The organism is Stenotrophomonas sp. 59 (assembly GCF_030291095.1).
Taxonomy (GTDB): Bacteria; Pseudomonadota; Gammaproteobacteria; order Xanthomonadales; family Xanthomonadaceae; genus Stenotrophomonas; species Stenotrophomonas maltophilia_Q.
Map to the genome: position 1 here is coordinate 1,604,963 of NZ_CP127408.1, position 26,651 is coordinate 1,631,613.

Sequence of the window (26,651 nt, forward strand, 5' to 3'; positions counted from 1 at the left end):
TGCATTCACGCGCCGCCGGCCGCATCCCCGTTGTAACGAGCCTGCCGAGTATCGCCCCATGACCGAATTCGTTGTCGCCATCCCGGCCCGCTATGCCGCCTCGCGGTTGCCGGGCAAGCCGCTGCGCCTGCTGGGTGGTGAACCGCTGGTGCTGCACGTGGCGCGCCGCGCGCTGCAGGCGGGCGCGGGCGAGGTATGGGTCGCTACCGACGATCAACGCATTGCCGACGCGCTGTCCGGGCTGGCCGAGGTGAAGGTGGCGATGACCGCTACATCGCATGCGTCCGGAACCGACCGCCTGGCCGAATGTGCGCGCATCGCCGGCTGGGCCGACGACACCGTGGTGGTCAACCTGCAGGGCGACGAACCGTTCGCGCCTGCGGCCGGCATCCGTGCGGTGGCCGAAGCGCTGGTCGGCGGCAACGCGCCCATGTCGACCCTGGCCACCTCCGTCGAGGATGCGCAGACGCTGTTCGACCCGAACGTGGTCAAGCTGGTGCGCAACGTGCGCAACGAGGCGATGTACTTCAGCCGCGCACCGATCGCCTGGCACCGCGATGGTTTCGCGCGCAGCCGCGACACGCTGCCGGAAGGGCATGCCTGGCTGCGCCACATCGGTATCTACGGCTACCGCGCCGGTTTCCTGCAGCAGTTCGCGGCGATGCCCCCGGGCCAGCTGGAGCAGGTCGAATCGCTGGAGCAGCTGCGCGTGCTGGAAGCGGGCCATCCGATCAGTGTGGCGATCTCGCCGGAACCGTTCCCGCCCGGCATCGACACGCCCGAGGATCTGGAACGCGCTGAAGCGTTGCTGCAGACGCTGGCCGCGCGATGAGGCTGCTGGTCGTCTGCCTCGGCAACATCTGCCGTTCGCCGATGGCCGAAGGTGCGCTCCGCGCACGCCTGGACGCTTCACCGCTGGCGGGGCGGGTGCAGGTGGATTCGGCCGGCACAGGCGACTGGCATGTCGGCGAGCCGCCGGACCGGCGCGCGATCGCCTGTGCGGCCGGGCATGGCGTGGACATCGGCGGCCTGCGTGCGCGCCAGCTGCAAGCCGCTGATTTCGACCGTTTCGACTGGATCCTGTGCGCCGACGAGGCGAACCTGCGGGATGCGGGACGCTTGGCTGCACCTGCCCAGCGTGAGCGGCTGGCGCTGTACCTGCCCTGGTCGGGCGGAGAGGGGCGGGTGGCTATCCCGGACCCCTACACCGGCGGCAGCGATCACTTCGAACAGGTCTGGACGCTGGTCGACAATGCTGCAAAACGTGCAGTGGCACGACTGTTGCATGACGCCGACTCCGGCATAATCGGGCCATGAACGTCCAGCCCGTCCCGGACCTGCCCGAGTTCGCCACCTGGCTCAATGCCGCCCCCTGCACCCTGACCGAACTGCGTGGTCGGCCGGTGGCGCTGTTGTTCGTCAACGCCGCTTCTGCCTGGAGCGCGCAGCGCCTGGCCGAGTTCGGTCAATGGCTGTCGCGTCACCCTGGCATGCTGCAGCCGCTGGTGTTGCAGGTACCCCGTTTCGATTTCGAGCGTGACGCCGGCGCCGCACTGAAACTGCTGCGTCGCCAAGGGCTGTCAATGCCGGTCCTGCTCGATGCCGACTGGGATGGCTGGCGTCGCTTCGGCATCACATCCTGGCCGACCGTGGTGCTGCTGGACGCGCAGGGGCGCGAACAGCAACGGCTGGTCGGGCTGGGTGCTCCGGGAGACCTTGAGCGTGCGTTGAATGCGCTGTGCCACGGCGCGCCGTCGGCACCGCCGCGCGGCGGTACCGAGCTGCATCCGGAGCCGCGCCAGGCACTGCGTTTCCCGCTGGGCCTGGCGGTCAGCACCGAACGCCTGTACATCGCCGACAGTGGCCATCACCGCATCCTCGAATGCAGCCACGGCGGGCGCATCCTGCGCCAGTTCGGGTTGGGGACTGCCGATTTCATGGACGGCAACCTCGCCGAAGCGGCGTTCCATCGTCCGCAGGCGCTGGTGCTGGAGCGCGACGCGCTCTACGTGGCCGACACCGGCAACCATGCCGTGCGTCGCATCAACCTGCTGACCGGCATCGTCGACACGCTGTGCGGCAATGGCCGCCCCGGCGCGCCGGTGGAGGGTCCGGTCGCGCAGGCGCGGCAGGTCTCGCTGGACCACCCGGTTGGCCTGGCCATCGCTGACAACCAGCTGCACATCGCCATGGCCGGCGACAACCGCATCTGGAGCTACCACCTGGGTCAGCGCAGCCTGCAATGGCGCGCCGGCAGCGGTGCCATCGACGAGCGTGATGGCAGCGGCCACCTGGCCGCGTTCGCACAGCCGACCGCACTGGCCGTGGTGCAGCAGGTGCTGTACGTGGCCGATGCGCTGGGCTCCTCGATCCGTGCACTGCAGCTGCGCGGTGACCTGGTGCAGACGCTGGTCGGGCAGGGCCCCTGGCGTTTCGGTGACGAAGATGGCCCGCGCGCACAGGCCAGCCTGCAGTTCCCACAGGCAATCGCGCTGAGTCCGGATGCACCGTTGCTGTGGATTGCCGATACCGGCAATGGTCGCCTGCGCACGCTGCGCCTGGGGGGTGGCGAACTGACGACCCAGCCGCTGCCGCGCCGCCTGCATGGCCCGGCCGGTCTGGCCGTGGGTGCCGGTGCGGTGTGGATCGCCGAGACCGATGCCCACGCCATACTGCGATTCGACCCCGAAAGCGGCGTGCTCAGCGAAGTGCCGATCAGCGAATGACCGACGTTCCCGCCCCGGCCTTCGACGGCAAGGCCTTCGCGGCCCAGCTCAGTACCGCCCCCGGTGTGTACCGCATGTACGCTGCCGACGACACGCTGCTGTATGTCGGCAAGGCGCGTGCGCTGCGCAACCGTGTCGGCAGCTATTTCAACGGCAGCCCGAAGAATGCGCGGATCATGTCGATGATCTCGCAGATCGTGCGCATGGACGTGACCGTGACGCGTTCGGAAGCCGAGGCGTTGCTGCTGGAAAACCAGCTGATCAAGTCGCTGTCGCCGCGTTACAACGTCTCACTGCGCGACGACAAAACCTATCCGCATGTGCTGCTGACCCGCGAGGACTGGCCGCGCATCGCCCTGCATCGCGGCCCGCGTGCCATTCCCGGGCGCTATTTCGGGCCGTATCCCGGCGTCACTGCGGTGCGCGAAACGCTGAACCTGATGCACAAGCTGTTCAAGCTGCGCAGCTGCGAGGACAGCGTGTTCCGCAACCGCTCGCGGCCGTGCCTGCAGTACCAGATCGGCCGCTGCAGCGCGCCCTGCGTGGAGCTGGTGGCGCCTGCCGAGTACGCCGAATCGGTGCGCCGCGCCGCGCTGTTCCTGGAAGGCAAGAGCGACGAGCTGACCCGTGAACTGGGCGAGCAGATGCAGGTCGCCAGCGAGGCGCTGGAGTTTGAACAGGCCGCGCGCCTGCGTGACCTGATTTCCTCGCTGCGCAGCATGCAGACCCGCCAGTATGTGGACGGCCGCGCCGCCGATCTGGATGTGCTGTCGGTGGCCATGCAGGGCTCCCAGGCCTGCGTGCTGCTGCTGGCCTTCCGTGATGGACGCAACCTCGGCACCCGCCCGTTCTTCCCACGCACCAATGGTGAAGAAAGCCCGGAAGAAGTGCTGGCGGCGTTCGTCTCGCAGTACTACATCGAGTTCGAGCCGCCGCGCGAGATCCTGCTGGATCGCGAGATTCCGGATGCCGATCTGCTGGTCGCCGCGCTGTCCGCTTCGGCCGAACGCAAGGTGCAGCTGAAGTGGAACGTGCGCGGCGAGCGTGCCGGCTACGTGGAACTGGCCAGCCGCAACGCGCAGCTGACCCTGGCCACTGAACTCAACAGCCGCAACGCGCAGCACGCGCGCAGCGATGCGCTGCGCGACATGCTGGGCCTGGCCGAGCCGGTCAAGCGCGTGGAATGCTTCGACATCAGCCACACCATGGGCGAGGCGACCGTGGCCTCGTGCGTAGTGTTCGACGCGGCAGGCCCGGTGCGCGCGCAGTACCGCCGCTTCAACATCAGTGGCATCGAGCCGGGCGACGACTATGCCGCCATGCGCCAGGCCATCGACCGCCGCTTCCGCCGTGCGGTGGAAGAGCAGGGCGTGCTGCCGGACGTATTGCTGATCGACGGTGGCGCCGGCCAGTTGGCGCAGGCCCAGGCCGCTCTGGCCGACCTGGGCGTGGAAGGCGTGCTGCTGGTGGGCGTGGCCAAGGGCGTGGAGCGCCGTGCCGGCCACGAAGCGCTGGTGATGCCTGACGGTCGCGAGCTGCGTCCCGGTGCAGCCAACCCGGCGCTGCAGTTCATCCAGCAGGTGCGCGATGAAGCCCACCGCTTCGCCATCACTGGCCACCGGGGCCGCCGCCAGAAGGCGCGGATGACCAGCAAGCTGGAGGACATCCCCGGCATCGGCCCGCGCCGTCGTGCCAGCCTGCTCAAGCATTTCGGCGGTCTGGTCGGCCTGAAAGCGGCTGGTGAAGCGGAAATCGCCAAGGTGGAAGGCATCAATGACGCCCTCGCGGCACGTATCTACGCTAACCTGCACGGGTTGGCCACGCCTGATGCGGCCGAGTAGAGAGAGAAGCACGCAAGCATGAAGTTGACCCTGCCCACCTGGCTGACGTTGTTGCGGATCGTGATGATCCCGGTGCTGGTGCTGGTGTTCTACCTGCCCTACACCTGGACCAACTTCGCTTCGGCAGCGATCTTCGGCCTGGCCGCGATCACCGACTGGCTCGATGGCTGGATCGCCCGCCGCTACCAGCTGGAGTCGGCCTTCGGTGCCTTCCTCGACCCGGTCGCGGACAAGCTGATGGTGGCGGTGGCGCTGTTCCTGATCGTGCAGGGCCACCCGACGCCGTGGATGGCGTTCTGGGCGGCGGTGATCGTGGGTCGTGAGATCGCGGTGTCGGCGCTGCGCGAATGGATGGCCGAACTGGGCCAGCGCGCCAAGGTGCGCGTGGCGATGATCGGCAAGGTCAAGACCACCGCGCAGATGGTCGCGCTGCTGTGCCTGCTGTATTCGGTGGCGCCGAACGTGCCGGTGGAAGACATCTGGATGGGCTGGCCGGTGTTCCACATCGGTGACTGGACTTTGGCGATTGCTGCGGTACTGACCCTGTGGTCGGGCCTGCAGTACCTGCACGCCGCCTGGCCGAGCCTGCGCGATGACGAGCGCGCGGCACGCGAGCGTGCACGGCAGAAGAAGCTGGGCAACTGAGCACCGGGGTCTGACCCCATCGATGCGCCTATCCACGCATGGCGTCGATCTGCGCGACGCGCTGGACGGATCTACGGTGATGCCCCATCCACGCATGGCGTGGATCTACTGGAAATGCTGCATCCACGGAGGATGCGGATCAATCGGTTTGCGGGGACGCCGTGGTAGATCCACGCCATGCGTGGATACGCGGTGCAAGGCGCCTCGCAGACCCTGAAAAAAGCACTTGACGCCATTCCCAGAATAGGTAGAATTTCGCCTCCCAAGCGGGAATAGCTCAGTTGGTAGAGCGCAACCTTGCCAAGGTTGAGGTCGCGAGTTCGAGTCTCGTTTCCCGCTCCAGATTCAAGAGAAACGCTCCCGCAAGGGAGCGTTTTTCGTTTGCATAGTGCGCGCTTCATCCCCACTTCACCGCCACTTCTTCGCCTCACCACGCCCCCGTTCGAAGCTGCATCTGTGTTCCTCCTGGACGATGCAGCAATGCCCCACACGCCCTCCGCCTACGACCACGATGTGGTCATTGTCGGCGCCAGCTTCGCCGGTGCCGCCTGCGCCTTGGCGGCCGCCCAGTACGGCCTGCGTGTGTGCGTGCTTGAACGCAAGGCCGACCCCGGCGAACGCCTGCACACAACGGGCATCGTGGTGAAAGAAGCGATGGAGCAGACCTGGCTGGGACGCATGCCCGAGCATCTGGTGCAGCGGGTCGCGAACGTGCGCCTGTATGCGCCTAACCTGCGCAGCGTGTTGCTGGCCGCGCCGGGCTATTACTTCCTCACCACCGATACGCCCAACCTGATGCGCTGGCTGACCAGTGAACTGATCGCCAATGGTGTCGACCTGCGCCTGCAGCAGTCCTTCTCCGCCGCCCATCGCAGTGTTGATGGCTGGTAGGTGGACGGGGCAGGCCGCTGCGCGTATCTGGTCGGTGCCGATGGTGCACGCTCACGCGTGGCACAGCGCACCGGGCTCGGCCAGGTGCGTGACAACCTCTACGGTGTTGAACGTGAGTTCGCCGGCCTGCAGGTGACGCAGGGCGATGCGCTGCATTGCTTCGTCAGCAAGCGCTACGCGCCGGGTTACATCGGCTGGGTCGCGCAGAATCCAACCGGCCTGCAGGTCGGGTTGGCGTTGCGTCATGACCGGCAACAGGCGCGGCCGCCGGATATCGATGGTTTCCTCGATCACGTGCGCGACGTGGTCGGCATTCCGCCTTCGGCGCGTCCCTCGGCCACTCGCGCCGGCCTGGTGCCCTGCGGCCGACCGGATGGCCCCACCGCTGGCCACCGCCTGATCCTGACCGGCGACGCAGCGGGCATCGTCTCGCCGCTGTCCGCCGGTGGCATCCACTCCTCATGGCGACACGGCTGGGCAGTCGGCGAGGCGATTGCCCGCCATCTGCGTGGGCAAGGGCCGGAGGCGGAACGCGTGGCGCGGCAGGTAGCGCCGGCATTCCATGGCAAGCGCCTGCTGCGTTGGGCGATGGATCATCTGCAGGCCGACTGGCCGCTCAACGCGCTGCTGCACGCGGCGGCCACGCGGCGCATCGCCGAGCAGGTCTACTTCCACCGCCGTGGCCTGCGCACGTGAAGAGAGCAGGCAGGGGCCTGAACGCCGTCCTCTCGCCGCGGTGAAAATTCCTGTTGACGCCGTGCAGCAATATCGACACAATAGCGCTCCTTCGACGCAGGTCGAACGAAATCTGCGGGAATAGCTCAGTTGGTAGAGCGCAACCTTGCCAAGGTTGAGGTCGCGAGTTCGAGTCTCGTTTCCCGCTCCAGATTCAAGAAAAACGCTCCCGCAAGGGGGCGTTTTTCGTTTGTCACACCGGTTGCACCGCTGCCGCGCTAGCGTGCCTTGCCGGGCAGGGCGCTGCACCAGGTCCTGGCGTCCTGGGGGTCGAAAGCGGGGCAGCGGTTGTCCCGCGGGATGTAGACGTAGGGAACGTCATCTTCGTAGGTGAAGTGGTAGTAGTAGGTCCGGTCCCTGCCGTACACCCAGTAGTTCGAGGAGCCCTGGTTGAGGGCATACGGCTCGAAGGTGAAGATCGAGGATTCACCGGGGATGAAGTTGCTGCGCTCCATCAGGAGCAGCATGGCGTTCGAGACCAGCGGGGTGGTCAGAACGAGCACGATCACGCCGACAGTCGCTGTCGTGATCGAGCCAATCAACAGCCAGCTGTGGGGACGTTTCACGGTCGGGCAGCGTCGAAGCAAAGCAGTGCCGCAATGTGCAATACGCCGTGAAAGCCGTCCAGTGTTCCGTGTTGAGAACGCATTGAAAGCGTAGTGAAAGGCCAACGGCATCGTTGCCTGAACCGCACGCGTGTTGTGACCTTTTTCGGACCATTTCTCCATGTTCGCTCCACAATCGCACGGTAGCCTTCATGCTCCTTCTACACGTTGGCGGGCTGGTGGTCAGGCGTATCACTCCAGTGGCAGTGCCCAGGACCGGGCGCGGATTTTCCCTGCAGGCAGTGCTGCGCCCCGGCGCGTTGCTGGCAAGCCTGGCTCTGGCTGGCTGCATGTCGGTGTCCGTCCCGGACCTGCCTGATCGCACACCCAGCGCCTGGACCCAGGTGCCGCAGGGGCAGGGCGTGGCGGTGGATGCCAAGCAGTGGTGGAAGGTACTGGCCGACCCGGCGCTGGACGGCCTGGTGGACCAGGCCATCGCCGGTAACCTCGACCTGCAGCAGGCCACGCTGCGGCTGCAGGCCGTGCGGATCGTCGCCGGCACCTCGGACTCGCGCTTCCTGCCGGAAATCTCGGCCAGCGCCAAGCAGGTGCAGGACGCTGCTGCGGTCGATACCTATTTCCATGCCGGCATCGAAGCGATCTGGGACCTGGGCCTGTTCGGCGCCGCCGAGAGCGCGCAGCTCAGCGCGCAGGCCTCGGCCGGCAATGCCGAGGCGCTGCGCAATGCCGCGCAGGTGGCGGTGATTGCCGACGTGGTGCGCAGCTATCTGGACCTTACCGTGGCGCAGGCCCAGCAGGACCTGCTGGCCCGGCAACAGGCCGTGGATGACCGCGGCGAGCAGCTGGCTCTGGTCCGCCAGCGCCTGCGCCTGGACGAGCCGGGCGAGCTGGACCGCCTGCGTGCACGCCAGGCCGCCACCCGCGCCGCCATCGCACAGGCTCGGGAAAACGCTGACAACGCGGCCCGCGCGCTGGCATTGCTGCTCGGCCGCGATGGGCCGGATCCAGCCTGGCGCGCGTACCGAACGCCGCCGAAGCTGGGCACGTTCTCGCTGCAGCAGGTTCCTGCGGATCTGCTGCGCCACCGGCCACAGATCCTGCTGGCCGAATCCGAGGTGATGCAGGCCGCGGCCAGCAAGGGCTCCGCGCGCGCGGCAATGTATCCGCGGGTCAGCCTCGGCGGCTCGATCCTGTACGCCTACAACCTCACCCAGAACGCACGCTCCAATTCCGATTCCAGCCCCTCGATCGGTCCGTACATCGATATTCCGCTGTGGGACTGGGGCCAGCGCCGTGCGCGCTTCCATGCCGATGAGAAGCAGCTGGATGCCGCGCTGCTCGGCTATCGCAAGGCAGTGCTGGAGGGCGTGAGTGAAGTGGAAGGCGCGCTGGGTAGCCTGGCGCGGCAGGACAGCAGCATCCAGTCGCTGCGTGCGGCCAATGATGCCGCCGGGCAGCAGGTCAAGCGCCAGGCGCGGCAGGTGCAGCTGGGCCTGTCCAGCGAGTTCGATGGCCTCGATGCGCAGCGTACCGCGCTGGCCTCGCAGGCTGATCTGATCGGTGCGCAGGGCGCACGCGTGCTGGCCTTTGCGTCGCTGTACCGTGCCCTTGGCGGCGCACCGCTGCCGGTCGAGGCTGAGGGCGAGGTGCAATGATCGCGCTGGCCCGCAAGACCCTGGCCTACGAGTGGCGCCGGTTCCTGCCGGTGGTGCTGGCGATGTGCTTCGCCGGCGTGCTGTTGATCGTGCAGGCCGCCCTGGTACTGGGCATCTTCGGCACCGCCGCGATCTACGTGAAGGCATCCTCGGCCGATATCTGGGCCGGTTTCCCCGGCACCCAGAGCGTCAACTACGGGCATGCGATCAGCGCGGATGTCGAAAGCCACCTGCGCATGGACCCGGATGTCTCCCGCGTCGAACCCTACGAATGGGTCGATGGCGAGTGGCGTTCCAGCGCGCAGGGTACCGGCAACGTGTCGGTGTACCTGTCCGGCATTTCCACCCGCGACGACGCGATGATGTTCGCTCGCATCCTGCCGGCCGATCTGCGTGCACAGCTGCGCGAACCGGGCGCCGTGATCGTGGACAGCGCCGACCTGGATACGCTGGGCGTGGACCTGCAGAACAACCGCGCGTGGATCAACGGCAAGGCGGTGCGTGTGGTTGCCGCGCAGCCGGGCCTGCGTGGCCTGGGTGGCGTAAACGTGCTGGCCTCGCTCGACACCGCGCGCGCCATCGCCGGCACCGACCCGCATGAGGGCAGCACCTATTTCGTGGCGCGCCTGCGCTCGCCGGAACTGGCCGATCGCGTGCGTGACCGCCTTGCGGCGTCGATGGGCCAGGCCACACCGGTCGAGTTCTGGACCGCACCGGAATTCGCCAGCCGCTCGCAGCAGTACTGGTTGTTCGATACTGGCGCAGGTATCGCGGTGTTGTTCATGGCGGTCATCGTCTGCTTCGTCGGTGCGGTGATCACCAACCAGTCGTTCGCGTCGGTGGTGGCCGGATCGGTACGCGAGTACGCCACGCTCAATGCACTCGGTGCGGGTCGCTATGCGCTGGCGCGCGTCGTGTTCGAGCAGGCCTTGCTGATCGGCGGCGTGGGCATGTTGCTGGCGGCAGCCTTCAGCACGGTGGTGCTGTTGATCGCGCAGACCCAGCGCGTGCCGGTGCAGCTGACGCCGATGGTGATCCTCGGTTGCGTGGCGCTGGTTGCGGTGATGGCCATGCTGTCGAGCATCATGGCGGTCCGCAGTGTGGTCCGTTCCGATCCATCGTTGCTGCTGCGTTGAGGAACGGCCGATGACCTCCAAACATGCCGTCGCCCCCACGTTGCAGGCCGACGCACTGGAAAAGGGCTTCATGTCCGGCGATGTGCAGGTGCCGGTGCTGCGTGGCCTGTCGCTGGACATCTATCCCGGCGAACTGACCCTGGTATCCGGCCCGTCCGGCTGCGGCAAGAGTACGCTGTTGTCGCTGCTGTCCGGCCTGTCCGCACCCGATGGTGGTCGCGTGCATGCACTCGGCCAGGATGTGGGCCACATGAGCCGCAGCGAAGTGGAGCGTTTCCGCCTGCACCATGTCGGTTTCGTGTTCCAGGGCTTCAACCTGTTCCCGGCACTGACCGCGCTGGAGCAGGTGCAGCTGCCACTGGGCTACCGCGGCATGAGCAATCGCGAAAGCGAACCGCTGGCGCGCCGTGCGCTGGAAGAAGTCGGCCTCAGCCATCGCAGCCACATGCGCCCGGCGCAGCTGTCCGGTGGTGAGAAGCAGCGCGTTGCTGTCGCCCGCGCGTTTGCCAAGTCGCCGACGCTGATCTTCGCCGACGAACCCACCAGCGCGCTGGATGCCGAGAACGGCCAGCGCGTGATCGACATCCTGCATCGCTACGCACGTGCGCATGGCGCCACCGTGCTGTGCGTGAGCCACGATCCGCGCCTGATCCGGCATGCCGATCGGGTGATCGCCATGGAAGACGGCATGGTCCGTGATGACCGCCGCCAGAACGAAACTGTAGAGTCCGCCCCATGACCAAGACGTCGCACCTGCTTCCCCTCAGCCTGGCCCTGTCCGCGGCATTGCTGCTCGGTGCCTGTTCCAGGGAAGCGCCCACCCCCGCATCGGCCCCCTCAGGCAAGGCGGGAACTGCCGTCGCCGGCAAGGTCGCCGTGGCGCGGGGCATCATCGACGTCGAAGGCGGGCTGATCGCACTGGCGCCGCCGGTGGATGGCTCGATCACCGCTGCGCCGGTGAAGGAAGGCGCCGTGGTGAAGAAGGGGCAGCTGCTGCTGTCGCTGGATGGCGCCCTGTTGCAGCAGGAAGTGGCAATGGCCACCGCCGACCTGGCGTTGGCCAATGACCGCCTGAAGGGCAGCCAGGCGCAGCTGCGCGAGCTGGAGCGCAACGCCACCCGCCTGTCCACGGGCGCCAGCGAAGGCGTGACCTCGAACCAGCAGGCCGATGCGGCCAAGCAGCAGCTGGCCGGCGTACGTGCCGATGTCGACGTTGCCGGTGCGCAGGTCGATATGGCCCAGCACAAGCTGGAGCACGCCAGGCTGAAACTGCAGCAGATGTCGCTGAGCGCGCCGGAAGCCGGTACCGTGGTCGGCCAGGTGCCGGGCCTCGGTGCCTTCGTGCAGGCGGGCAAGCCGGCGATCTCGTTGTTGCCGGCGCGCCCGCTGCAGGTGCGTGCCGAACTCAGTGCCGCCTACGCCGACGCGGTGCAGGTAGGCATGCAGGCCACCGTGGTGCCGGACAGCGATGGTGCCGAGAACACCGGCACGCTGCCGCCGGCACGCGTGGTGCGCATCAGCCCGGTGTTCGCGCAGGCCCGCCTGCCTGAAGACGCAGGCCGTGGCGTAGCCAAGGTGGTGGAGTGCGTGCTGGAGTTCGATGGCGAGGCCAAGGCGCGCTTCGGCCAGCACGTGCGCGTGGAGTTCCGGAAGTAACTTCAGCCCGGTGGCGGGGCTGGTTCATGGGCCCTGCGATGCCGGAGCGTGCGCCATGCGCTCACCACCGAGACAAGGCATAGCGCCAGCAGCAGGCCCACATCCAGCAGCAATAACCACAGCAGGTGGGTGCCATGTACCGGCGGCTGGTGCATTGCCGAGAGCATCCACGGCACCGACCACGCCAGCAGCAGCGCGAAGGCGATCAGCAGGCGCAACCACAGCCGCTTCAGTTTCCAGGGCCGCACGATCAAGGCGGCCACCACCAGCTCGACCGTTCCCAGCAGTGCGAACACGATGACGGTGCTGGTCGGGTAGGGCAGCTCGGCGCCTTCCAAGCGATGCAGCAGCCAATAGTCCGGAGTGAAGCCGGCATTGACCAGCGCGGCGATCAGCGCCAGCCAGGTCAGCGCGACCAGCAGCCAGAACAGGCGGACGTAGCGTCTAGGCATCGGCGGTGTCCGTGGTGGGGGGCAGGTGGTTGCGTGATGCATGCCACGCGGATATGACGATCGCGGCCAGTGCCAGCAAACCGGGCCCGACGGTGAAGTACAACAGGCGCAGCGGGTGGTTGTGCATCAGTGTCCAGCTCGCGAACGCCAGGGGAATCGCCAGCACCAGCAGCTTGGCGAAGAGCGGCCGCAGCACGGCGATCAGCGGCTGGGCGCCAATGAACATCCAGAACAGATAGAACTGGGCGATGCCCAGGCCGACGTCACGATGTGAAGCAAAGCCGAAATGGTCGCGATACCAGTTCATTCCCATCGGCATCAGTGCCCAGTACAGCAGGGCCACCAGCAGATGCAGCAGCAGGGCGATCAACAGGGGCGTGCCGCGAAGGAGCATGGGCGAACGGGGCCGGGCGGGGCAGCGTACCCCAGCGCGGACGCCCGTGACCGCATGATGTGAAGACTGTTGACGGCGTGAAGGAATTTGGACACAATAGCGCTCCTTCGACGCAGGTCGAACGGAATCTGCGGGAATAGCTCAGTTGGTAGAGCGCAACCTTGCCAAGGTTGAGGTCGCGAGTTCGAGTCTCGTTTCCCGCTCCAGATTCTACAGGGCCCCGGTAGGGGCCTTGTTTTTCTCCCGCCACGGCAAGGCGGGGCACGTTGGGCCACAAGGCTTTACGCGCAGTCAGAAAGGTGAAATCGCTGGTGTGTTTTCCGGATTTCCGGTAGCATGTCGGCTTACGCGGGAATAGCTCAGTTGGTAGAGCGCAACCTTGCCAAGGTTGAGGTCGCGAGTTCGAGTCTCGTTTCCCGCTCCATGTTCCGACAGGCCCCATCTTGGGGTTTTGTCTTGTCAGGGCTGCGTTCCTGGCGCGCAGTACGTTGGCCTCATGGCAGAGTGGCTATGCACCGGATTGCAAATCCGTTTACAGCGGTTCGATTCCGCTTGAGGCCTCCAAATAAACCCCTGATTTATCAGGGGTTTTTCTTTGTCTGGCGTTTGGTGGCAGGCCGCAGAACACCCCGACTCGGCCATGAAGTCATCGGTCTGCCACCCGTTTTCGGGTGGCAAACCCGCGTAAACATGTGTGAAGTGCGTTTACGGCAGTTGGACTCACGGAATTCTTTAGATGGTTTAACGGAACGCTGATTGCGATGAATGCTGCCCTTCAGGTGCTGGAAGGGGACTTGTCAGCTCGGTACCGGGAATGCGAGCATTCGCTTACCGGGTAACCAAGGGCTGCCCGGCAGCTGATAGAAGGCCCTTTGAGCAAAGCAAGGGAGACTGCCATGAGAGTTATCGGACAGACGACCGGCGACTGGTAAGCGCAAAGGGCCCCGATTGGGGCCCTTCTTACATCTACGACCTCTACAGGGGAAGGTCATGCTGGAAAGGAATCCGAACACCGTATGGGCGCACGTTAGCCGGCCAATGGCCGTTGGTTACGTTGCGCTCGCTCTCACGTTTGCGCTGTGTACTGGGCTGGAAATTGGTAGTCAGCCAACCTACTTGGCGCTTAAGCCATTCATTGTAGGATTGGGTGGCTTTGTCTTCCTCGTCATTTCTGCGATGGCCGTCAGGCGATGTGCGGATCATGGTCCAGGGAGCATCGGGCAGGTCTGCTTCTGGTCGGCCGTACTGCTTGGTTTCACAGTAACGCTGATGTACGTCACCTTTTTCCTTCTCTTTCCAAATGCATTGGATGAGGGAGAAGCCGTCTCAAAGATCCTCAATATTCCGCCTGTCATTGCGGCTGTCTGGGCTGCGGGCATAGGGTGGTATGTCCATTTCCAGGCCACGGCCAAAGCTCATAGAACCAACAATGCCTTCAACTTGCTGATGCAGACTCGCACCAACAAGGAGTTCATTGATCGGTCCGAGCTGATTCAGCGCTATTTCCCTCATGGCTCTGGGATTGTCGAGGTCGATACTGCTCCGGGCAGGGTTGATGATCGTATTCATCTTAAGTCGCTAGAGGATCAACTTGCGGCTGCAGAAGCGAGGAAGTGGCCGACTGCACCCTATGAAGAGCTGGCGCTTCTCCGGGATCGGATTGGGCGCGTCAAAGCGCAGTTGGCGCTTCGATACATGCTGAATTTTTACGAGGTCATGGCTGTCGCCATTGCGAAGAACGACCTGGATGAGGGGCTGCTCTACGATTCCCTAGGGGGGGTTGTGCCGTCCATCTATAGGCGTGCGGAAAAGATCATTGCCTATGAGCGTACAAAAGGGACGGTTGCAGTGCTCGTTTTTACCGGCTTGACGCCGTTGGTAGATCGATGGGAGCGAAAGAACGAGGCTGAGCGACGTAAGCTCGAGGATACGAAAAAAGCTTAGTCACTTCCCCGATGATCTGGTCATCAGATCATCCAGATAAGAAACGAATGGTGTGGCCGGTTAGCGCTAATGTATCTTGACACTTGAATTCGGCCGATACTACATGGCGACTAAGCGACGCCGGGGCGACTCCTGGTAGTACACGATCAAGCGAGCAGGCCTGCTGCCTCAGCCTGTGTATCTGAGCTTCACCTCGGAGGCAGAGGGCGACGAGTACGTGCGCCACCTCGAAGCGCTGCTCGACCGTGGGGTGGTACCGGAGGAGCTGGCCAACACCAAGGCAGCCGCGAAGGATTTACGCAGCCAGGTCAGCGAGTATCGGAGCGCGCAGCACATCTCGGTCGATGACGAGCAGCAGCTGCCCGTCCTGCTCTCGCGGCTGCCAATCGGCATCACCTTGCCGCAGCTGACTTTTACGTGGGCGACCGAGTGGGTCACCACCATGAAGCGTGAGCAGAACCTCGCGCCTTCGACAATCCGTCACTACGTGGGTGCCCTGTCGCGCGCCCTGGACTGGCTGGCTGCGCACGGCGCGCTGCCAATGAATCCATTGCGGCTTCTGCCGGCGCCGAGCGCGGTCGGAACATCCTCAGTGATCGCGGTGAGCAAGCCGCTGTCGACCTCACCATGCCGCTGTTTCCCAAGCCGCTTAGGCCAGTTGAGGTCGGTCCTATCATGCCGTTGGACTTGGTGGAGGTCGTTGGCGCTGCGGGGAGATGGCATGGTCAGTGCGAGGCGCTGCGCGTTGATGTTGTGATCGATCAGCAGGCAGCTGTGATCGAGCAGACCGTAACCCTTGAAATGCACTACAGCGATGCGGACTGACCTTTGGGATCAATTTGGCGAACTGGTCAGCAGCAACCCTCGATTGCTGGCGATCGTCACCGCGCACAACAGCGATGGCACCAGCACGCTCACGACGTATGACGATGTACAGATGCGAGCGTTCGGCCAGCTGCAACAGGCCATCCCATACAACGTCTGGGTTCGCGGTGGTCGCTTGGTCGAGGCGGCTCCCAACCTTCCGGTGATTGAGATCAAGATTTAGTCATGCTCTTGCGTCGATCTTTGGGCAGATTTTCTCCTGTTCAGTGACGTGTCCCCAGTCAATGACCTTGATCGCGGCTATCAGCAAGAGGCCGAATGCTATCAATGCAATAGCGACTGTGCCTATCCGTTGGTTAACTTCTTTAGGGGCGCGGCATATTCGGTCTACCAAGTGGGCGAGAATTCTCTCCAGCATTGCTATTCCGGCGCAGATGCCAACTAGCCAAAGATGATAGTAGAGGGGGGCTGCGTCGCCGAAAGTGACAGTTCGTTTGACGGCTGCCGCCAAAGCGACTCCCGCTATTGCGAAGGGAAGCTGTGTCGAGAAAGTAACTACCTCTTTGAACGACTTATTGAGGAAGGCTGCACCTTTGGCGCAGGTCAGCGGGAGTGCAGCTGTTATGGCAATAAGCAAAAGTGAGCTGGCCGAGATGAGTGCGACTGAGACAGCCATCAAGGGCACTGAGGAGAGCCCGGCCAAGGCTTGTGAAGCCACTTTAGCCATATCTTTTCGGAGGAAAAGTTCGGCAACTATGAGAAGCCCGGCCGCAACTCCTACTGAAACGTATGAAGCAAAGGCGGTGCCCAGAAAGTCTGTTAGAGAACGCCCTAGTTCAGGCATGGGGGGCAGCAATGGGCCGGCCTTGCTTGAGCTGTCCACGGTGTGCGTTTGCACCGGCTCCGGCTGGGGGCGAGAACTTTGCGGCGCAGCTGATACTCCAAGTCGCCACTGTTTGTATGCCCAAGACAAAAATGCTAGTCCGGCCACTGTCGTGATGATGCCGAGCACATTGCGCTTCTGCGCGCGGCGGCGAAGAGGCCTGTTGACTATTGGCTTGTTCATTCCTTGTTGATCCTCGTCCATGTTCGTTCACAGGCCAGCGGCCGATATCACTAAAACTTTAACGTCCACCTGTGGTTTATCAGATGAGTAATCGGCGATCATCAGTGACCGGTGAGATGGTTGCTGGCTTCGACTTGGTGCCGCTGCAGCTCGACTACACCATCGGCGGCGGGCAGGAGGGGGGAGGGAAGAAGTTCGGGGAATTGATCATCAAGAGCTGGGATAACAGCCAGGCCGGTTTGCTATGGCAGCACCAGCGCTCCGGCCGACTTCGGGCCGGCGCTGTTCGACCTTGATGTCACATGCCAGAGACCGGAAATCCTCTATCACGTGCGTATGCAGTTCCTTCGCCAACCAATCTGTACTCCCATACCCCTTTCGACGGATTGGCTATGTTGGAAACCCAGGATTGATCGATCAGGCCCTCCAGAGACTGCTCAATGTCCGAAAGGGGTGTGGCGTGTCCCATCCTGGCCAACAAGGCTGAGATCATTGCCAGGGATTGGTACTTGTTGTCGGCAATGCGCAGGGCCCGAATGCAGAGTACCTGTAGCGGTGTCGGCTCGAACGATGCGGGGACCGTCGCTGCTGCCTTGGCTAGAGGGGCTAACTTTGGCGCATCTTGCTCTACGCTCACTTGCCCCCTGTGATAGCCAATCGAGAGGCCAAGAATGGTCCCGAGGATCAACATTACTGCCATGAAGCCGAACACTTCCCAGATCAGGAATAGGGAGGGGCGTGTCAGGTACTCTTGCGCGCGGGGGCTGAGCCAAACGATGGCAGTAGTGCAAGCGGTCGTCACCAATCCGCCAGCGCCCGCTATGGCAATCTCTCTGGCGAATCCGCCCTTTTGTCCTTTCACTACGGTCCCCTATGGTGTTTTGTACTCTGCGGTTCGGGCAGGTCCATGGGACCGCATTCTAAGTAGTTCTTGCATGAGAGGCGTATGTGCTATCTGACTCTGTCGGACCCGCGGCCGCAGGCAGCTCAACCCGGGGGCGCGTGAGCAGCGCCGCGCCGGCACTCATTCCGAACGATTCAGCCAGGTCGCTGCCGCGTTCGCAGGATCTGCGACGGCCGGTCGTATCCTTCCGGCCATGCAGTCCTCCCACGTGTTCCGCACCGCCCCATCCCCTCTGGCTGGGTCCAGACTGGTGTGCGCCGGACGCTCTGGTACAACGGCCGCGAGACGGCTACCGTCACTCCAGACGGCAGCCCCGGCGTGCGCCTGTGGATGGAAGGCCAGAAGATGTGGCACGCCAAGGAAGCGCGAGCCGCCAACGTCCGGCAGGCGAAGCGCTATGCAGAGCGCTGGTGCGCCGCCAAGCTATATCCCGATCTGCCCCTTCGTGACGCCGTCGCTCGGCTGACCGACAGCACAGCACGTCGATCCAGCCATCGCCGCCTCTGACCGGCCTGCCGCCAACCCGCGAGCAGCAGCAACAGGCCCGGCGCCTGGCCGGGGCTGGAGCGAAGGAGATTGAGCGGATCAAGGCAGCACTCGAACCACGTAAGCCGTCGCCAGAGGCGAAGCCCCGCCCGAGGGACGCGCGCAAGGAATGGTTGAGGGAAGGCCTGCGGCAGCTGCGTCATCGATAGTCAACATGCCGCCATGATGCGAGGCGCGTGAAGTAGCATTGTCGTTCAGCCAATGCTGCCGGTGCGACGCATGGATTGGGTTCTGATGTTCGGTGCAGCTTCTACCGCCGGGAGCCCTCCCGGTGCTTTTGGGGGCGTTGCCTGGGGCGCCCTGGTGGGCGTGCCCTCGGATGGGCCCTTAAGGCGGTGTCTGACTTCTTAATGGAACGGCAGCGCCGTCGCGATGCGGCTGATGCGCGGCGGGAAAAGCGCTTCGACGAGTTGCGCAGCCGGCGAATCGAGGCGGAGCGGTAGAACTTATTGGCCCGGCGACTGGAAGACGAATCCATCCAGCTTGTCGCGCCGCCGTCGAATGACTGATGCTGCTCGGCGAGCCGGCTAGGGGTCATCCTACCTCCCTAAAATGTGAGCCTCTCGTAGAAAAAGCCTCGGCGCCGGGCTATGCGTCCGTAAAATGCGGCGTTCCATGCTATTGATTCTTGGTGTGGTATTGGCGGACTTTGAATCTATTGTTGCAGCTCTTCACATTCCTTTTGTATGACGGACGAGCATAGTTTCTGCATGTAGCGAAAATGTGCTTTTTCTTCGCTCGAAAGTTGGCTTTTTCCGGCATGGACTATCTTTGATCGTATGTCGTATCCGAGCCTGAATGTGGAGGTGATGCTCTCTCGATCAGCATTATTTTTACCGAGAAGATAAGCGCATCGGTTAGCCATAAGTACTCCCAGGCCTGTTTCTCGCCCCTGCTTTTCGTCGCCCAAGAGAATTTCAAGAGCTATGCAAACTTGCACAAATCGCACTTGATCGCTGGGGCCGCAGTGGCTATCGAAGTACCATCTGGCTGCGTTTAACAGCCGGGAGTTTGCCCTGTCCATAACCTTTCCAAGCGTGGAGATACGTGCTTGTATCCAAAGAGGTTTGGAACGCGTGTCATCGGGAATTATGTGGATGAGTTTGTCCATTTCTTTCGCGTGCGACGGGTCGAACGCGATATTTTCGCAGTAATTTTCCTCGGCTCCTGAAAGTCGGTAGGTGTCAATGCTGAAACTTTGAACTCGCTTTCTTACATAGTGCCAAGGATTGTGTGAAAGCAATCCAATCGACATGGCTATTCCAAAGATGGAGAGGATTGAGGCGGTGATTTGGTTCACTCCGGCCGACTCTCGATCTCTGGAGATGTAGCCAGAAAAAATAAGTCGAAGGTAGATTGCTTTCTCCTGCCTCCTGGCGCCCTGGGAAAGCAGTAGGGATCCAAGGGTAGCGAAGCCCACGCCGTCTGGTACGTCAGGTAGCTGCGCGCTTGGAATTAGCTTCAGTGTCGGTGTGAGATTGATTCCGTCTGTTCCAATCAGTGCCGGATCAATCTCGCCAGGAAATCGCACGTAGGCGGTGTGCTGCCACGGTAAGGACTCCAAGCCTGCCACAAACTCCTCAGCCCATTCACGAGGTACATCTGCGCCTAAAGCCTCAGCAAACGCCTTTGTTTCAACGCCCCCTTGCCACCGCCCCCGCTCCTTTCGGTAGGCCTCGCTCACGACAAAATTCGATACATGGTGGTCGCCAAGATATGTGGCGAGCTGCTGATCGGTTGGCGATCCAGTGGCGACTAGTCTGTGCAGCATCCAAGCGCTTGTATCGAGTTGAAGCACGGATCCTGAGACAATCTTAGACTTGGCCAGACTCTCCCGAATCTCCCCAACTAGCTTGCTACTCAATTTCTTAGGCAGTGAGATCGTCATCAGAGGTGGTCAGCGACAAGTTACGCTAAGTCTAAGGTCTTGGATCCAAACAATGCTGGGTGGCCGGGTAGTTGTCACGAGCATCCAGCTTATTGATATTCAACGATAGTTTTTGGATTGTAAATCCGTTTACAGCGGTTCGATTCCGCTTGAGGCCTCCAATTGAAAAGCCCTGACTTCGGTCCGGGCTTTTTTGTTTGCCTGGATACCGGCACGCGCGCGGATCGATACCCGCTACAACCGGGCCAGCGCCTGCACCGTGGCCTGGGTCAGCGGTTGCGGCAGGGCATCCCGCGCGAACCAGCCCAGCCCGGTCTGCACACCCGGCTCCTGGATGGAGGCCTCGATGCCGGCAATTGCCTGGGCTTCGTAGATCGGCGCGACCCAATGCTGCGCAAGCGCCGGCTCGAAATGATCGGCCACGCACAGCAGGCGCAGCAACGTCACTTCCAGCGCCGTCTCCTCGCGGATTTCACGGACCACGGCAGCCTCCACCGTTTCCATCCAGTCGACTTTTCCACCGGGCAGGCCCCAATGCCCGCGCTCCGGCTCGCGTCCGCGCTGGATCAGCAGGATGCGGCCGTCGGCATCACGGACGACGGCGCCACATCCCACGCGGGGAATCTGCAGTTCAGTCATGGCGTTGGGTGAAGAAGGGACGTTCTTCATTCTTGCATGCACGCCGCATCAGGCGGACCCGCGCTAGGCTGGGCGCCTGTGCATCAACAACCCCGCAGGTGTGTCGCATGCTCATCCGGCAACTTGGTGCTGACGACGCCGACATTCTCTGGCAGGCACGCTTGCAGGCGCTTCGCGAGTCGCCCGCTGCGTTCCTGTCCACGCTGGCCGAGGCGCAGAATGAGACGGCAGACGTGATGCGCACCCAACTTGCTGATCCTGGCACGCGCTACTTCGGCGCTTTCATCGACGGCATGCTTGCGGGCTTCCTGCGCTACGTACGCCCGATGCGGATGGCGCGACGGCATACGGCGGAAGTACACAGCGTCCACGTGGGCACCGACCATCGTGGCCAGGGCGTCGCCCGCCAGCTTCTTCGTGCTGCGTTTGCGTCTGCGCGCGCCGAGGGCATTGAATCGGTCACCCTGACGGTGCTGGCGGACAATGCTGCCGCGCGCGGGCTGTATGAATCGCTGGGTTTCAGCGTACTCGGCAGGGAGCCGCGGGCAGTCAAGCGCGAGGGCAGCTACACGGATATCGTCTCGTACTGGATCACACTGCACTGACAGTGAAACGTTGCCGCGGGTACGGTCATGTTTCCGTGGCACGATGAGGCTGGACACAGGTTCCAGGAAGACAGGGCAATGCACGTTCAGGTATCCAGCAGGGAGCGCGTGGCGCCGGAACACCGTCAGCAGGCGGTGGATCTGCTCCGCCAGGCTTTCCCGGACATGCAGGGCGAGGGCTACGCCATCCCGGGGCCGGTCGCTCTGGTCCTGGCGATGGAAAGTGATCACGTGGTCGCCCACCTCGCACTGTACGAACGCAATGCACTGCTGGACGGCGAGCCGGAACGCATCGGCCTGATCGGCGGCGTGGTGGTGCGTGCCGACGTTCGCCGGCAAGGCGTTGCCTCGCGCCTGATCGAGGCGGCCCATGCAGAGCTGCGCCGGCACGGTATCGATTTCGCCGTGCTGTTCGCTCTGGATCATCGGCACTATGCTTCTGCGGGCTATGTGCCGATGCAGAACGAGACCTGCTTCATTGAAGATGGTCACGCACGTCGGTTCGTCTATCGCGGTGGCATGGTGGCCACGCTGGGAGCGCGCCGCTGGACCACGGATGTGCTCGATCTGCAGGGCGAAACGGTCTGAACGGCGGCAGCGTGCAGTCGCCACCAAACCACCGTATCGTGGCGGTTGTCCAATGAACCAGGGAGCGGTGCAGGATGAAAGGGAAGGCAGTGATGGCGATGATCCTGCTGGGGTGTGCCCCGCTGGCATCGGCCCAGGTCTACAAGTGCAAGGGCGCATCCGGCGAAACGGTGTACAGCCAGAATCCCTGTGCTGCCGGCGCTGAACCCATGAAGCTGCGTTCCAGCCGTTCCTCCACGGAAACGGCGGGGGAGGCATCGAACCGCGCGGCGGTGTACCAGAACACCGAACTGGCCGACGCCGGCATCGCCGAACGCAATTGCGTGCAGGGTGAGCGCTCGCGCATCTACGGTCCGCTGGAGTCCCGCAGCCAGCAGGTTGGCCGGCAGGTCGCCGAGCTGAACCGTCAACTTGCCGTGGCGGGCACCAACCTGGCCGGCGCGACACAGGACTCCGGCATCCGTGCACAGATCGCCAGCCTGCAGCAGTCGTTGAGCGCTGAGCGCGTTGCAGCAGATACGCAGATGTCGAATGCGCGCGAGCAGTGTGCATCGGTCCGGCGCGAACGTGAGCGGTCAGTGCGCGACAAGTTCAGCAGTTCGACCGCCCCTGCGAACTGACTGGTCACTGCGCGGCAGACGCGCGCATGGGCGTTTCCGCGCGGAAGTTGCGCCCGACCGGCTCTCCTACACCCAGGTAGTGCCGGAACAGGTAGATCAACGGTTTCCAGCGCGCCACATCGATGTGCTGGGTGCCGTCCACCGTGATGTCTTCGTGCGCATGCACGCAGCGGATGCGGGCTTCGACGATCACGAAGCCCTGGCCATCATCTTCGCCGGGCGGATGCATCGCCATTACGCTGGCCTCCACCTGCAGCGGGCACTCGGCAATGGCCAGCGGAGCAACGTGCGTCGACGCGACGGGACTGAACCCGCCCAGCGCGAATTTTTCACGAACGTGCACGTAGCCCATCGCCTGCTTGGCGGCCGGCACAGGGTTGCAGCCGGTCGCTCTGGCGATGGCCTCGACCTGCGCGGCCTGCGCGGATGAGGGAAAGTTCAGCACGCACTCGTTGCGCAGCTGCAGGTTGCGATAGCCCTGGCCCTGCGTGCCGAGGCCCAGTACCACCCGGTTGCCCAGTGCCCAGAACGAAGAAAGCGGGCTGATGTTGCTGCTGCCATCGTCATTCAACGTGGTCATCAGCAGCACGGGCGTGCCCGGGTACAGGACCGAAGGGGTGATGCGGCGGCGATGGATCGAAGCGGTCTTCACGGCAGGTCTCGCGGTTGCGGGCGGCCACTGTGCCGTGCCATCGGCTGCAGACGCTTCGGCCTGCATCGAACTGTCGGCAGATGACGGCATGCCACAATGCAGCATGGTCCACACCTCCGGTTCCCTTGTCAGTGTCGGCGCCCTGGTCGGGGACCAGGCGCGTGCCGCCATGCTGCTGCAGCTGATGGATGGACGGGCCTATACCGCGATGGAGCTGGCGCGCGTGGCCGGGGTAACCCCGCAGACGGCGAGCACGCACCTGCGCAGGCTGGTCGAGGGCGACCTGCTGGTGGCGGTGGCGCAGGGGCGGCATCGCTACCACCGGCTGGCATCAAGCGAGGTGGCAGAGATGCTCGAAGGCATCCTGCGCGTGGCCGACCACACGCCCTCGTGCACCGCCGCAGCGTCACGCAGCATGCCTGCACTGCGCGAGGCGCGTTCGTGCTATCGGCACCTGGCTGGCGTGCACGCGGTAGCCATCACCGATCGCCTGCTACAGGCGGGGCATGTACTGCCGTGCGAAGGGCATTGGCGGATCAGCGCTGGGGGCGCTGGATTCCTTGCCGGGCTGGGCCTGCCGTTGCGCGAGCTCCTGCAGCAGCCGGTGACGGCCAAGCCGGCGCGCTACTGCCGTGGTTGCCTGGATTGCACCGAACGGCGGCCACACCTGGCAGGGCTGGTCGGTGAGGCGATGCTGGACAGTTTCGTGAACAACGATTGGCTGCGGCGCGTCGAGGGCCGGCGCGAACTGCGGCTGACGCCACCTGGGCGTGAGGCGTTGTGGCGGCTGTTCAGCCTTGCGACCTGAGCCGACTGATCAGTCTCAGCGGCCCGCGACATGGCAAGGCGTTATGGTCGAGTTCCACGTCTCAGGGAGCTGCAATGGCGAGCAAGGACATCACGGGTCGCTTCGGGCACGGAGCGAAACGGAAATGAGCAAAATCATGGCAGATGTGCGCTGGCTGACCTTTCGGTTGAAGAACGGGCAATCCATTGGACCGGAGCGGCTGAAGGACGGATGGGTGATTGCCTCGGAGACCGCCCGCTGCGAGGTCCGCCGCGAGAATATCGAGGGATCGGGCTTGGTGTATGCACTGTATGCGCCTGCCAACCTGGCCTCGCCACGGCGCGCGGAAATGCGCATGCGCGAATTCCTGATGAGCTCCGGCTACACCTTTACCATGGGCACGCTCGGCGGCTGACGCCGCCCGTTGCCGTCACGGGCGCACGGTCAAGGCCTGGCCAAGCGTGCCAATTGGACCGCGCGCATCGTGCAGCACGGTGCTGGTCAGGCCCAAGCCCTGGCGGCCGAACGACACCGAGGTGTCGAAGCCCAGCCATTCGCCTTCGGGCGTGCCGAACAGGTGGGCGGTCAGATCGAGGTTGGGGAAGGCGATCTCCTTCGGATTGGCGCGTACGGCCATGCCATTGGACAGATCGAACAGGGTGGCTGCACGCGCCAGTGGACTGACGGTCTCGCCGTCCAGCAGCGCATGCTTTGCACGCGCCCAGTAGGTGGCACGGCCGGGCCCCTGATCGTGTCGGCGGATCTCCACGCTCCTGATGAATCCGCCGGGCCAGACCGTGCCCGGGTCCCACGCCGGCATCGATGCCGGTGGCGCGATGGCGGCGATCGGCGTTCCGGCGATGGACTGCGTATCGTTCGGGCGCATCAGCCACGCACGTACGCGCAGCGCCGCGCGATCGTCATGGCGCAGCGTGGCTTCGACCAGTTCGATGGTGCGACCACCACGCAGCACCTGCACGTCGGCCTCCATCGCTTCGATCGGAATGGTGCCGAGGATGTCGTAGGACAGGCGCGCGATCAGGAAGCCGTGGCCACGTGCGGCGGCGTCGCGTTCCAGGTGGTGGGCCAGCAGTCCGATCGCAGGCGCGATGTGCTGTTCGCGGATGTTCCAGGCGCCGCCGGTGTGTTCGGTCGGCAGGTAGCGGGTGTCGCTCAGTCGTTCGAAGAAGGCCATCGTATGCGTTGTTTCAGCAGGGAGGGGGCGGCAGGAACTCCACCGGTCTCTGCATCGTAAGCGTTCGGCTGCATGGCGGGCTGGGCCGGCCCCCGAAGGAGCCGGCCGGACACCGGTCAGGGCGACGGGCAGTCCATTTCACGGCACAGCTTGTATTCGGCCAGGCACTGCTCGGAGGTCTTGCCCAGCGGTCCATGGGTTGCACGCAGGCATTGTTCGTACCGCAAGGTGCAGAACTCGCAGGAATCTGCGGCGAAGGCCAGGCCGGTCACGGCCATGCCAAGGAGCATCACGGTCTTCAAGGTCATCTTGATCATCACGTCAGTCCTTTGTGTGCCCGTCAATGGGCCGGGCCACCATAGCAGCACTTCCTGGACGGTCCTGATGCGCTGCGGCACGCGGTGGACTCAGGGCCGTACCGCCTTCAAGGCGTCGACCACCTGTGCTTCCGAAAAGCCACAATGCCCTTCGCCCACCGATGGCAGTACCCGCGGCGCTGGCCGCGCACCGGCGTGTGCGGCCAACTGCGGATACACCGCCTGCATGTGCGGCACGATGGTCGGGTCGTTGTGGTTGAACTGGATCACCAGCGGTCGCTTCAGGGCGCCGGTCAGCGCCAGCGTCGCGCGCACCTTGGCCTGTGCGGCAGGTACAGCATCCAGGCGGCGCACCCCGGCGTTGAATGCGGAGTCATCGCCGAAGCCGCTGTAGACCACGCCCATGTTGCCGACCGGCATGCCACCGCTGCGTGTGTCTAGTTCATGCAGGACCAGGGCGTGCAGGCTGATCGTGCCGGCTACTTCGTCGGGGGAAACCTGCAGCCGCTGCGCCAGCAACGCGGCATGCGTTGGGTCGCGCTGCAATGCAGTGGCGATACCCTGGTACAGCTCACCCTGCGGCAGCATGGCTGCTTCGCGCGATGCCAACCCGGTGCCAGGCAGCCCCTCAGCCTTGGGGAAGAAGTAATCGAATGCGACCAGCGTGGTCAGCAGGTCGGCCGCGATCTGTTCGCCGCTGAGATTGGCGCCGCACAGCGACACACCACCGGCATAGTGCTGCGGGAAGCGCTCGAGGCTGCCGATGGCCACGGCACCGCCCATCGAGAAGCCCAGCATCCAGGTGTGTCGCACGTGCTTGAGTTCCACCAATGCGTGTTGGCGCAGGTGCTCCATGTCGGTGATCGCCTCGGCCACCGCCCAGCCCTGGCCGGAATACGCGCTCTGCGCGACGGCGTAGCCCGCAGCCAGCAGTGCTGCGGTGCTGTCGTTGGCAGCCATCGGCGTGGTGCGCGGCACGCCCACGGGCTCATAGCCATGGGCCAGCATCACCAGGTCGCCGTTCCAGTCTGCCGGTACATCCAGCCGCCAGGGGGCGCCCTGCAGCTCGCCGCTGAGCATGCGTGGCGCCTTGGGTGGTGCTGCCAGCAATGCCGTCGAAGGAAGCAGCAGGCCAAGGGCGAGGGCACATCGAAGCAAGGGGCGCATCGTGGTCATTCCATGCGGGAATGGCGCCGAGCATAGATGCCAGCGAAACGTTGCGCGCGCTGCACTGCCGCAGGGGATTGCGGGCCGAACAGGCGGCGCTCTACGCTGTCGACATGGTCCCGCACGTCACCGCGTCGATTATCCGCATTCCCCACGGGAAGGCGGGGTAGCGCGCGGTCGTCACGGCCCTGCAACCCGCCCGGGAAGGCGG

At 64.2% G+C, this 26,651-nt stretch carries 29 protein-coding genes, 5 tRNA genes and 2 pseudogenes; 25 read left to right on the top strand and 11 right to left on the bottom strand.

Going from position 1 to position 26,651, the window contains the following annotated elements:
• Positions 1–58: 58 nt before the first annotated feature.
• The 8 genes and pseudogenes from kdsB (at position 59) to QP552_RS07375 (ending at position 6,989) form a co-directional block, all read left to right on the top strand.
• Positions 59–832, top strand: a complete 774-nt coding sequence (gene kdsB, locus QP552_RS07335; RefSeq protein WP_106548998.1) for a 3-deoxy-manno-octulosonate cytidylyltransferase — start codon at positions 59–61, stop codon at positions 830–832.
• On the top strand, positions 829–1,317 hold the full coding sequence (locus QP552_RS07340) for a low molecular weight protein-tyrosine-phosphatase (protein WP_286075446.1): 489 nt from the start codon (positions 829–831) through the stop codon (positions 1,315–1,317). Before kdsB ends, QP552_RS07340 begins: the two co-directional genes overlap by 4 nt.
• Positions 1,314–2,726 carry a hypothetical protein gene (locus QP552_RS07345; protein ID WP_106548996.1) on the top strand — a complete coding sequence of 471 codons (1,413 nt, stop codon included), beginning with the start codon at positions 1,314–1,316 and terminating at the stop codon, positions 2,724–2,726. The genes QP552_RS07340 and QP552_RS07345 overlap by 4 nt, the downstream gene beginning before the upstream one ends.
• On the top strand, positions 2,723–4,567 hold the full coding sequence (uvrC, locus tag QP552_RS07350; protein ID WP_286075449.1) for an excinuclease ABC subunit UvrC: 1,845 nt from the start codon (positions 2,723–2,725) through the stop codon (positions 4,565–4,567). Before QP552_RS07345 ends, uvrC begins: the two co-directional genes overlap by 4 nt.
• Positions 4,568–4,585: 18 nt before the next feature.
• Positions 4,586–5,212, top strand: coding sequence for a CDP-diacylglycerol--glycerol-3-phosphate 3-phosphatidyltransferase (gene pgsA / locus QP552_RS07355; protein ID WP_012510614.1), 627 nt, complete (start codon positions 4,586–4,588; stop codon positions 5,210–5,212).
• Positions 5,213–5,478: 266 nt separating this feature from the next.
• Positions 5,479–5,554, top strand: a tRNA-Gly gene (locus QP552_RS07360).
• 138 nt (positions 5,555–5,692) lie between these two features.
• A pseudogene (locus tag QP552_RS20975) lies at positions 5,693–6,799 on the top strand (NAD(P)/FAD-dependent oxidoreductase).
• A 114-nt stretch (positions 6,800–6,913) separates the two neighbouring features.
• Positions 6,914–6,989 (top strand) — tRNA-Gly (locus tag QP552_RS07375).
• Positions 6,990–7,056: 67 nt separating this feature from the next.
• On the opposite strand, the gene QP552_RS07380 is transcribed toward QP552_RS07375, so the two are convergent.
• Positions 7,057–7,566, bottom strand: coding sequence for a hypothetical protein (locus QP552_RS07380; RefSeq protein WP_286075452.1), 510 nt, complete (start codon positions 7,564–7,566; stop codon positions 7,057–7,059).
• A 29-nt stretch (positions 7,567–7,595) separates the two neighbouring features.
• Between QP552_RS07380 and QP552_RS07385 the strand changes: the two genes are divergently transcribed.
• Genes QP552_RS07385 through QP552_RS07400 form a run of 4 tightly spaced genes read left to right on the top strand, consistent with a single transcriptional unit; the run spans position 7,596 to position 11,851 of the window.
• Positions 7,596–9,059, top strand: coding sequence for an efflux transporter outer membrane subunit (locus QP552_RS07385; protein ID WP_286075453.1), 1,464 nt, complete (start codon positions 7,596–7,598; stop codon positions 9,057–9,059).
• The gene (locus tag QP552_RS07390; RefSeq protein WP_286075454.1) at positions 9,056–10,195 is read left to right on the top strand and encodes an ABC transporter permease; all 1,140 of its coding nucleotides are present in this window, start codon (positions 9,056–9,058) and stop codon (positions 10,193–10,195) included. Before QP552_RS07385 ends, QP552_RS07390 begins: the two co-directional genes overlap by 4 nt.
• Positions 10,196–10,205: 10 nt before the next feature.
• A complete protein-coding gene (locus QP552_RS07395; RefSeq protein WP_111112242.1) occupies positions 10,206–10,934 on the top strand; it encodes an ABC transporter ATP-binding protein in 729 nt (242 codons plus the stop codon).
• Positions 10,931–11,851, top strand: a complete 921-nt coding sequence (locus QP552_RS07400; RefSeq protein WP_286075455.1) for an HlyD family efflux transporter periplasmic adaptor subunit — start codon at positions 10,931–10,933, stop codon at positions 11,849–11,851. The genes QP552_RS07395 and QP552_RS07400 overlap by 4 nt, the downstream gene beginning before the upstream one ends.
• Positions 11,852–11,853: 2 nt before the next feature.
• On the opposite strand, the gene QP552_RS07405 is transcribed toward QP552_RS07400, so the two are convergent.
• Positions 11,854–12,303, bottom strand: coding sequence for a hypothetical protein (locus QP552_RS07405; RefSeq protein ID WP_111112244.1), 450 nt, complete (start codon positions 12,301–12,303; stop codon positions 11,854–11,856).
• Positions 12,296–12,697, bottom strand: a complete 402-nt coding sequence (locus tag QP552_RS07410; protein ID WP_111112245.1) for a hypothetical protein — start codon at positions 12,695–12,697, stop codon at positions 12,296–12,298. The genes QP552_RS07405 and QP552_RS07410 overlap by 8 nt, the downstream gene beginning before the upstream one ends.
• 130 nt (positions 12,698–12,827) lie before the next feature.
• Between QP552_RS07410 and QP552_RS07415 the strand changes: the two genes are divergently transcribed.
• The 6 genes from QP552_RS07415 (at position 12,828) to QP552_RS07440 (ending at position 15,689) form a co-directional block, all read left to right on the top strand.
• Positions 12,828–12,903: transfer RNA gene (locus QP552_RS07415), tRNA-Gly, on the top strand.
• A gap of 142 nt (positions 12,904–13,045) precedes the next feature.
• Positions 13,046–13,121 (top strand) — tRNA-Gly (locus QP552_RS07420).
• A 66-nt stretch (positions 13,122–13,187) separates the two neighbouring features.
• Positions 13,188–13,261 (top strand) — tRNA-Cys (locus QP552_RS07425).
• Between the two features lie 474 nt (positions 13,262–13,735).
• Entirely contained in the window at positions 13,736–14,641 is a 906-nt protein-coding gene (locus QP552_RS07430) for a DUF4760 domain-containing protein (protein WP_286075457.1), read from the top strand.
• Between the two features lie 175 nt (positions 14,642–14,816).
• Positions 14,817–15,398 carry a hypothetical protein gene (locus QP552_RS07435; RefSeq protein ID WP_286075458.1) on the top strand — a complete coding sequence of 194 codons (582 nt, stop codon included), beginning with the start codon at positions 14,817–14,819 and terminating at the stop codon, positions 15,396–15,398.
• Positions 15,399–15,455: 57 nt separating this feature from the next.
• On the top strand, positions 15,456–15,689 hold the full coding sequence (locus tag QP552_RS07440; RefSeq protein ID WP_286075459.1) for a hypothetical protein: 234 nt from the start codon (positions 15,456–15,458) through the stop codon (positions 15,687–15,689).
• Here the strand turns inward: QP552_RS07440 and QP552_RS07445 are convergent, their stop codons facing one another.
• A complete protein-coding gene (locus QP552_RS07445) occupies positions 15,690–16,553 on the bottom strand; it encodes a hypothetical protein (RefSeq protein ID WP_286075460.1) in 864 nt (287 codons plus the stop codon).
• A gap of 62 nt (positions 16,554–16,615) precedes the next feature.
• Between QP552_RS07445 and QP552_RS07450 the strand changes: the two genes are divergently transcribed.
• The gene (locus tag QP552_RS07450) at positions 16,616–16,828 is read left to right on the top strand and encodes a hypothetical protein (RefSeq protein WP_286075461.1); all 213 of its coding nucleotides are present in this window, start codon (positions 16,616–16,618) and stop codon (positions 16,826–16,828) included.
• 2 nt (positions 16,829–16,830) lie between these two features.
• On the opposite strand, the gene QP552_RS07455 is transcribed toward QP552_RS07450, so the two are convergent.
• A complete protein-coding gene (locus QP552_RS07455) occupies positions 16,831–17,394 on the bottom strand; it encodes a hypothetical protein (RefSeq protein WP_286075462.1) in 564 nt (187 codons plus the stop codon).
• Positions 17,395–17,629: 235 nt separating this feature from the next.
• Here QP552_RS07455 and QP552_RS07460 point away from each other — a divergent pair.
• A pseudogene (locus tag QP552_RS07460) lies at positions 17,630–18,131 on the top strand (hypothetical protein).
• 506 nt (positions 18,132–18,637) lie between these two features.
• Here the strand turns inward: QP552_RS07460 and QP552_RS07465 are convergent.
• Both QP552_RS07465 and QP552_RS07470 read right to left on the bottom strand, forming a co-directional pair.
• Positions 18,638–19,666, bottom strand: a complete 1,029-nt coding sequence (locus QP552_RS07465) for a HEPN domain-containing protein (protein ID WP_286075463.1) — start codon at positions 19,664–19,666, stop codon at positions 18,638–18,640.
• A gap of 438 nt (positions 19,667–20,104) precedes the next feature.
• Entirely contained in the window at positions 20,105–20,509 is a 405-nt protein-coding gene (locus tag QP552_RS07470) for an NUDIX domain-containing protein (protein WP_111112217.1), read from the bottom strand.
• 107 nt (positions 20,510–20,616) lie between these two features.
• Between QP552_RS07470 and QP552_RS07475 the strand changes: the two genes are divergently transcribed.
• The 3 genes from QP552_RS07475 to QP552_RS07485 all read left to right on the top strand — a co-directional run bounded on the left by QP552_RS07475 (position 20,617) and on the right by QP552_RS07485 (position 22,322).
• Complete coding sequence (locus tag QP552_RS07475; protein WP_111112218.1) at positions 20,617–21,114, top strand: GNAT family N-acetyltransferase; 498 nt, start codon at positions 20,617–20,619, stop codon at positions 21,112–21,114.
• Positions 21,115–21,192: 78 nt separating this feature from the next.
• A complete protein-coding gene (locus tag QP552_RS07480) occupies positions 21,193–21,702 on the top strand; it encodes a GNAT family N-acetyltransferase (RefSeq protein ID WP_258179449.1) in 510 nt (169 codons plus the stop codon).
• Positions 21,703–21,794: 92 nt separating this feature from the next.
• Entirely contained in the window at positions 21,795–22,322 is a 528-nt protein-coding gene (locus tag QP552_RS07485) for a DUF4124 domain-containing protein (RefSeq protein ID WP_258179448.1), read from the top strand.
• A gap of 4 nt (positions 22,323–22,326) precedes the next feature.
• Here the strand turns inward: QP552_RS07485 and QP552_RS07490 are convergent, their stop codons facing one another.
• Positions 22,327–22,974 (bottom strand): flavin reductase, encoded by a 648-nt coding sequence (locus tag QP552_RS07490; RefSeq protein WP_111112239.1) that lies wholly within the window; start codon positions 22,972–22,974, stop codon positions 22,327–22,329.
• A gap of 103 nt (positions 22,975–23,077) precedes the next feature.
• Between QP552_RS07490 and QP552_RS07495 the strand changes: the two genes are divergently transcribed.
• Positions 23,078–23,782 (top strand): winged helix-turn-helix domain-containing protein, encoded by a 705-nt coding sequence (locus QP552_RS07495; protein ID WP_111112220.1) that lies wholly within the window; start codon positions 23,078–23,080, stop codon positions 23,780–23,782.
• Between the two features lie 124 nt (positions 23,783–23,906).
• Positions 23,907–24,176, top strand: a complete 270-nt coding sequence (locus QP552_RS07500) for a hypothetical protein (protein WP_106548983.1) — start codon at positions 23,907–23,909, stop codon at positions 24,174–24,176.
• Positions 24,177–24,191: 15 nt separating this feature from the next.
• Here the strand turns inward: QP552_RS07500 and QP552_RS07505 are convergent, their stop codons facing one another.
• From QP552_RS07505 to QP552_RS07515, 3 genes are all read right to left on the bottom strand, one after another.
• A complete protein-coding gene (locus QP552_RS07505; RefSeq protein WP_111112221.1) occupies positions 24,192–24,956 on the bottom strand; it encodes a thioesterase family protein in 765 nt (254 codons plus the stop codon).
• Between the two features lie 116 nt (positions 24,957–25,072).
• Positions 25,073–25,273, bottom strand: coding sequence for a hypothetical protein (locus QP552_RS07510; protein WP_111112222.1), 201 nt, complete (start codon positions 25,271–25,273; stop codon positions 25,073–25,075).
• A 90-nt stretch (positions 25,274–25,363) separates the two neighbouring features.
• Complete coding sequence (locus tag QP552_RS07515) at positions 25,364–26,440, bottom strand: hypothetical protein (protein ID WP_286075466.1); 1,077 nt, start codon at positions 26,438–26,440, stop codon at positions 25,364–25,366.
• Positions 26,441–26,651 lie beyond the last annotated feature (211 nt).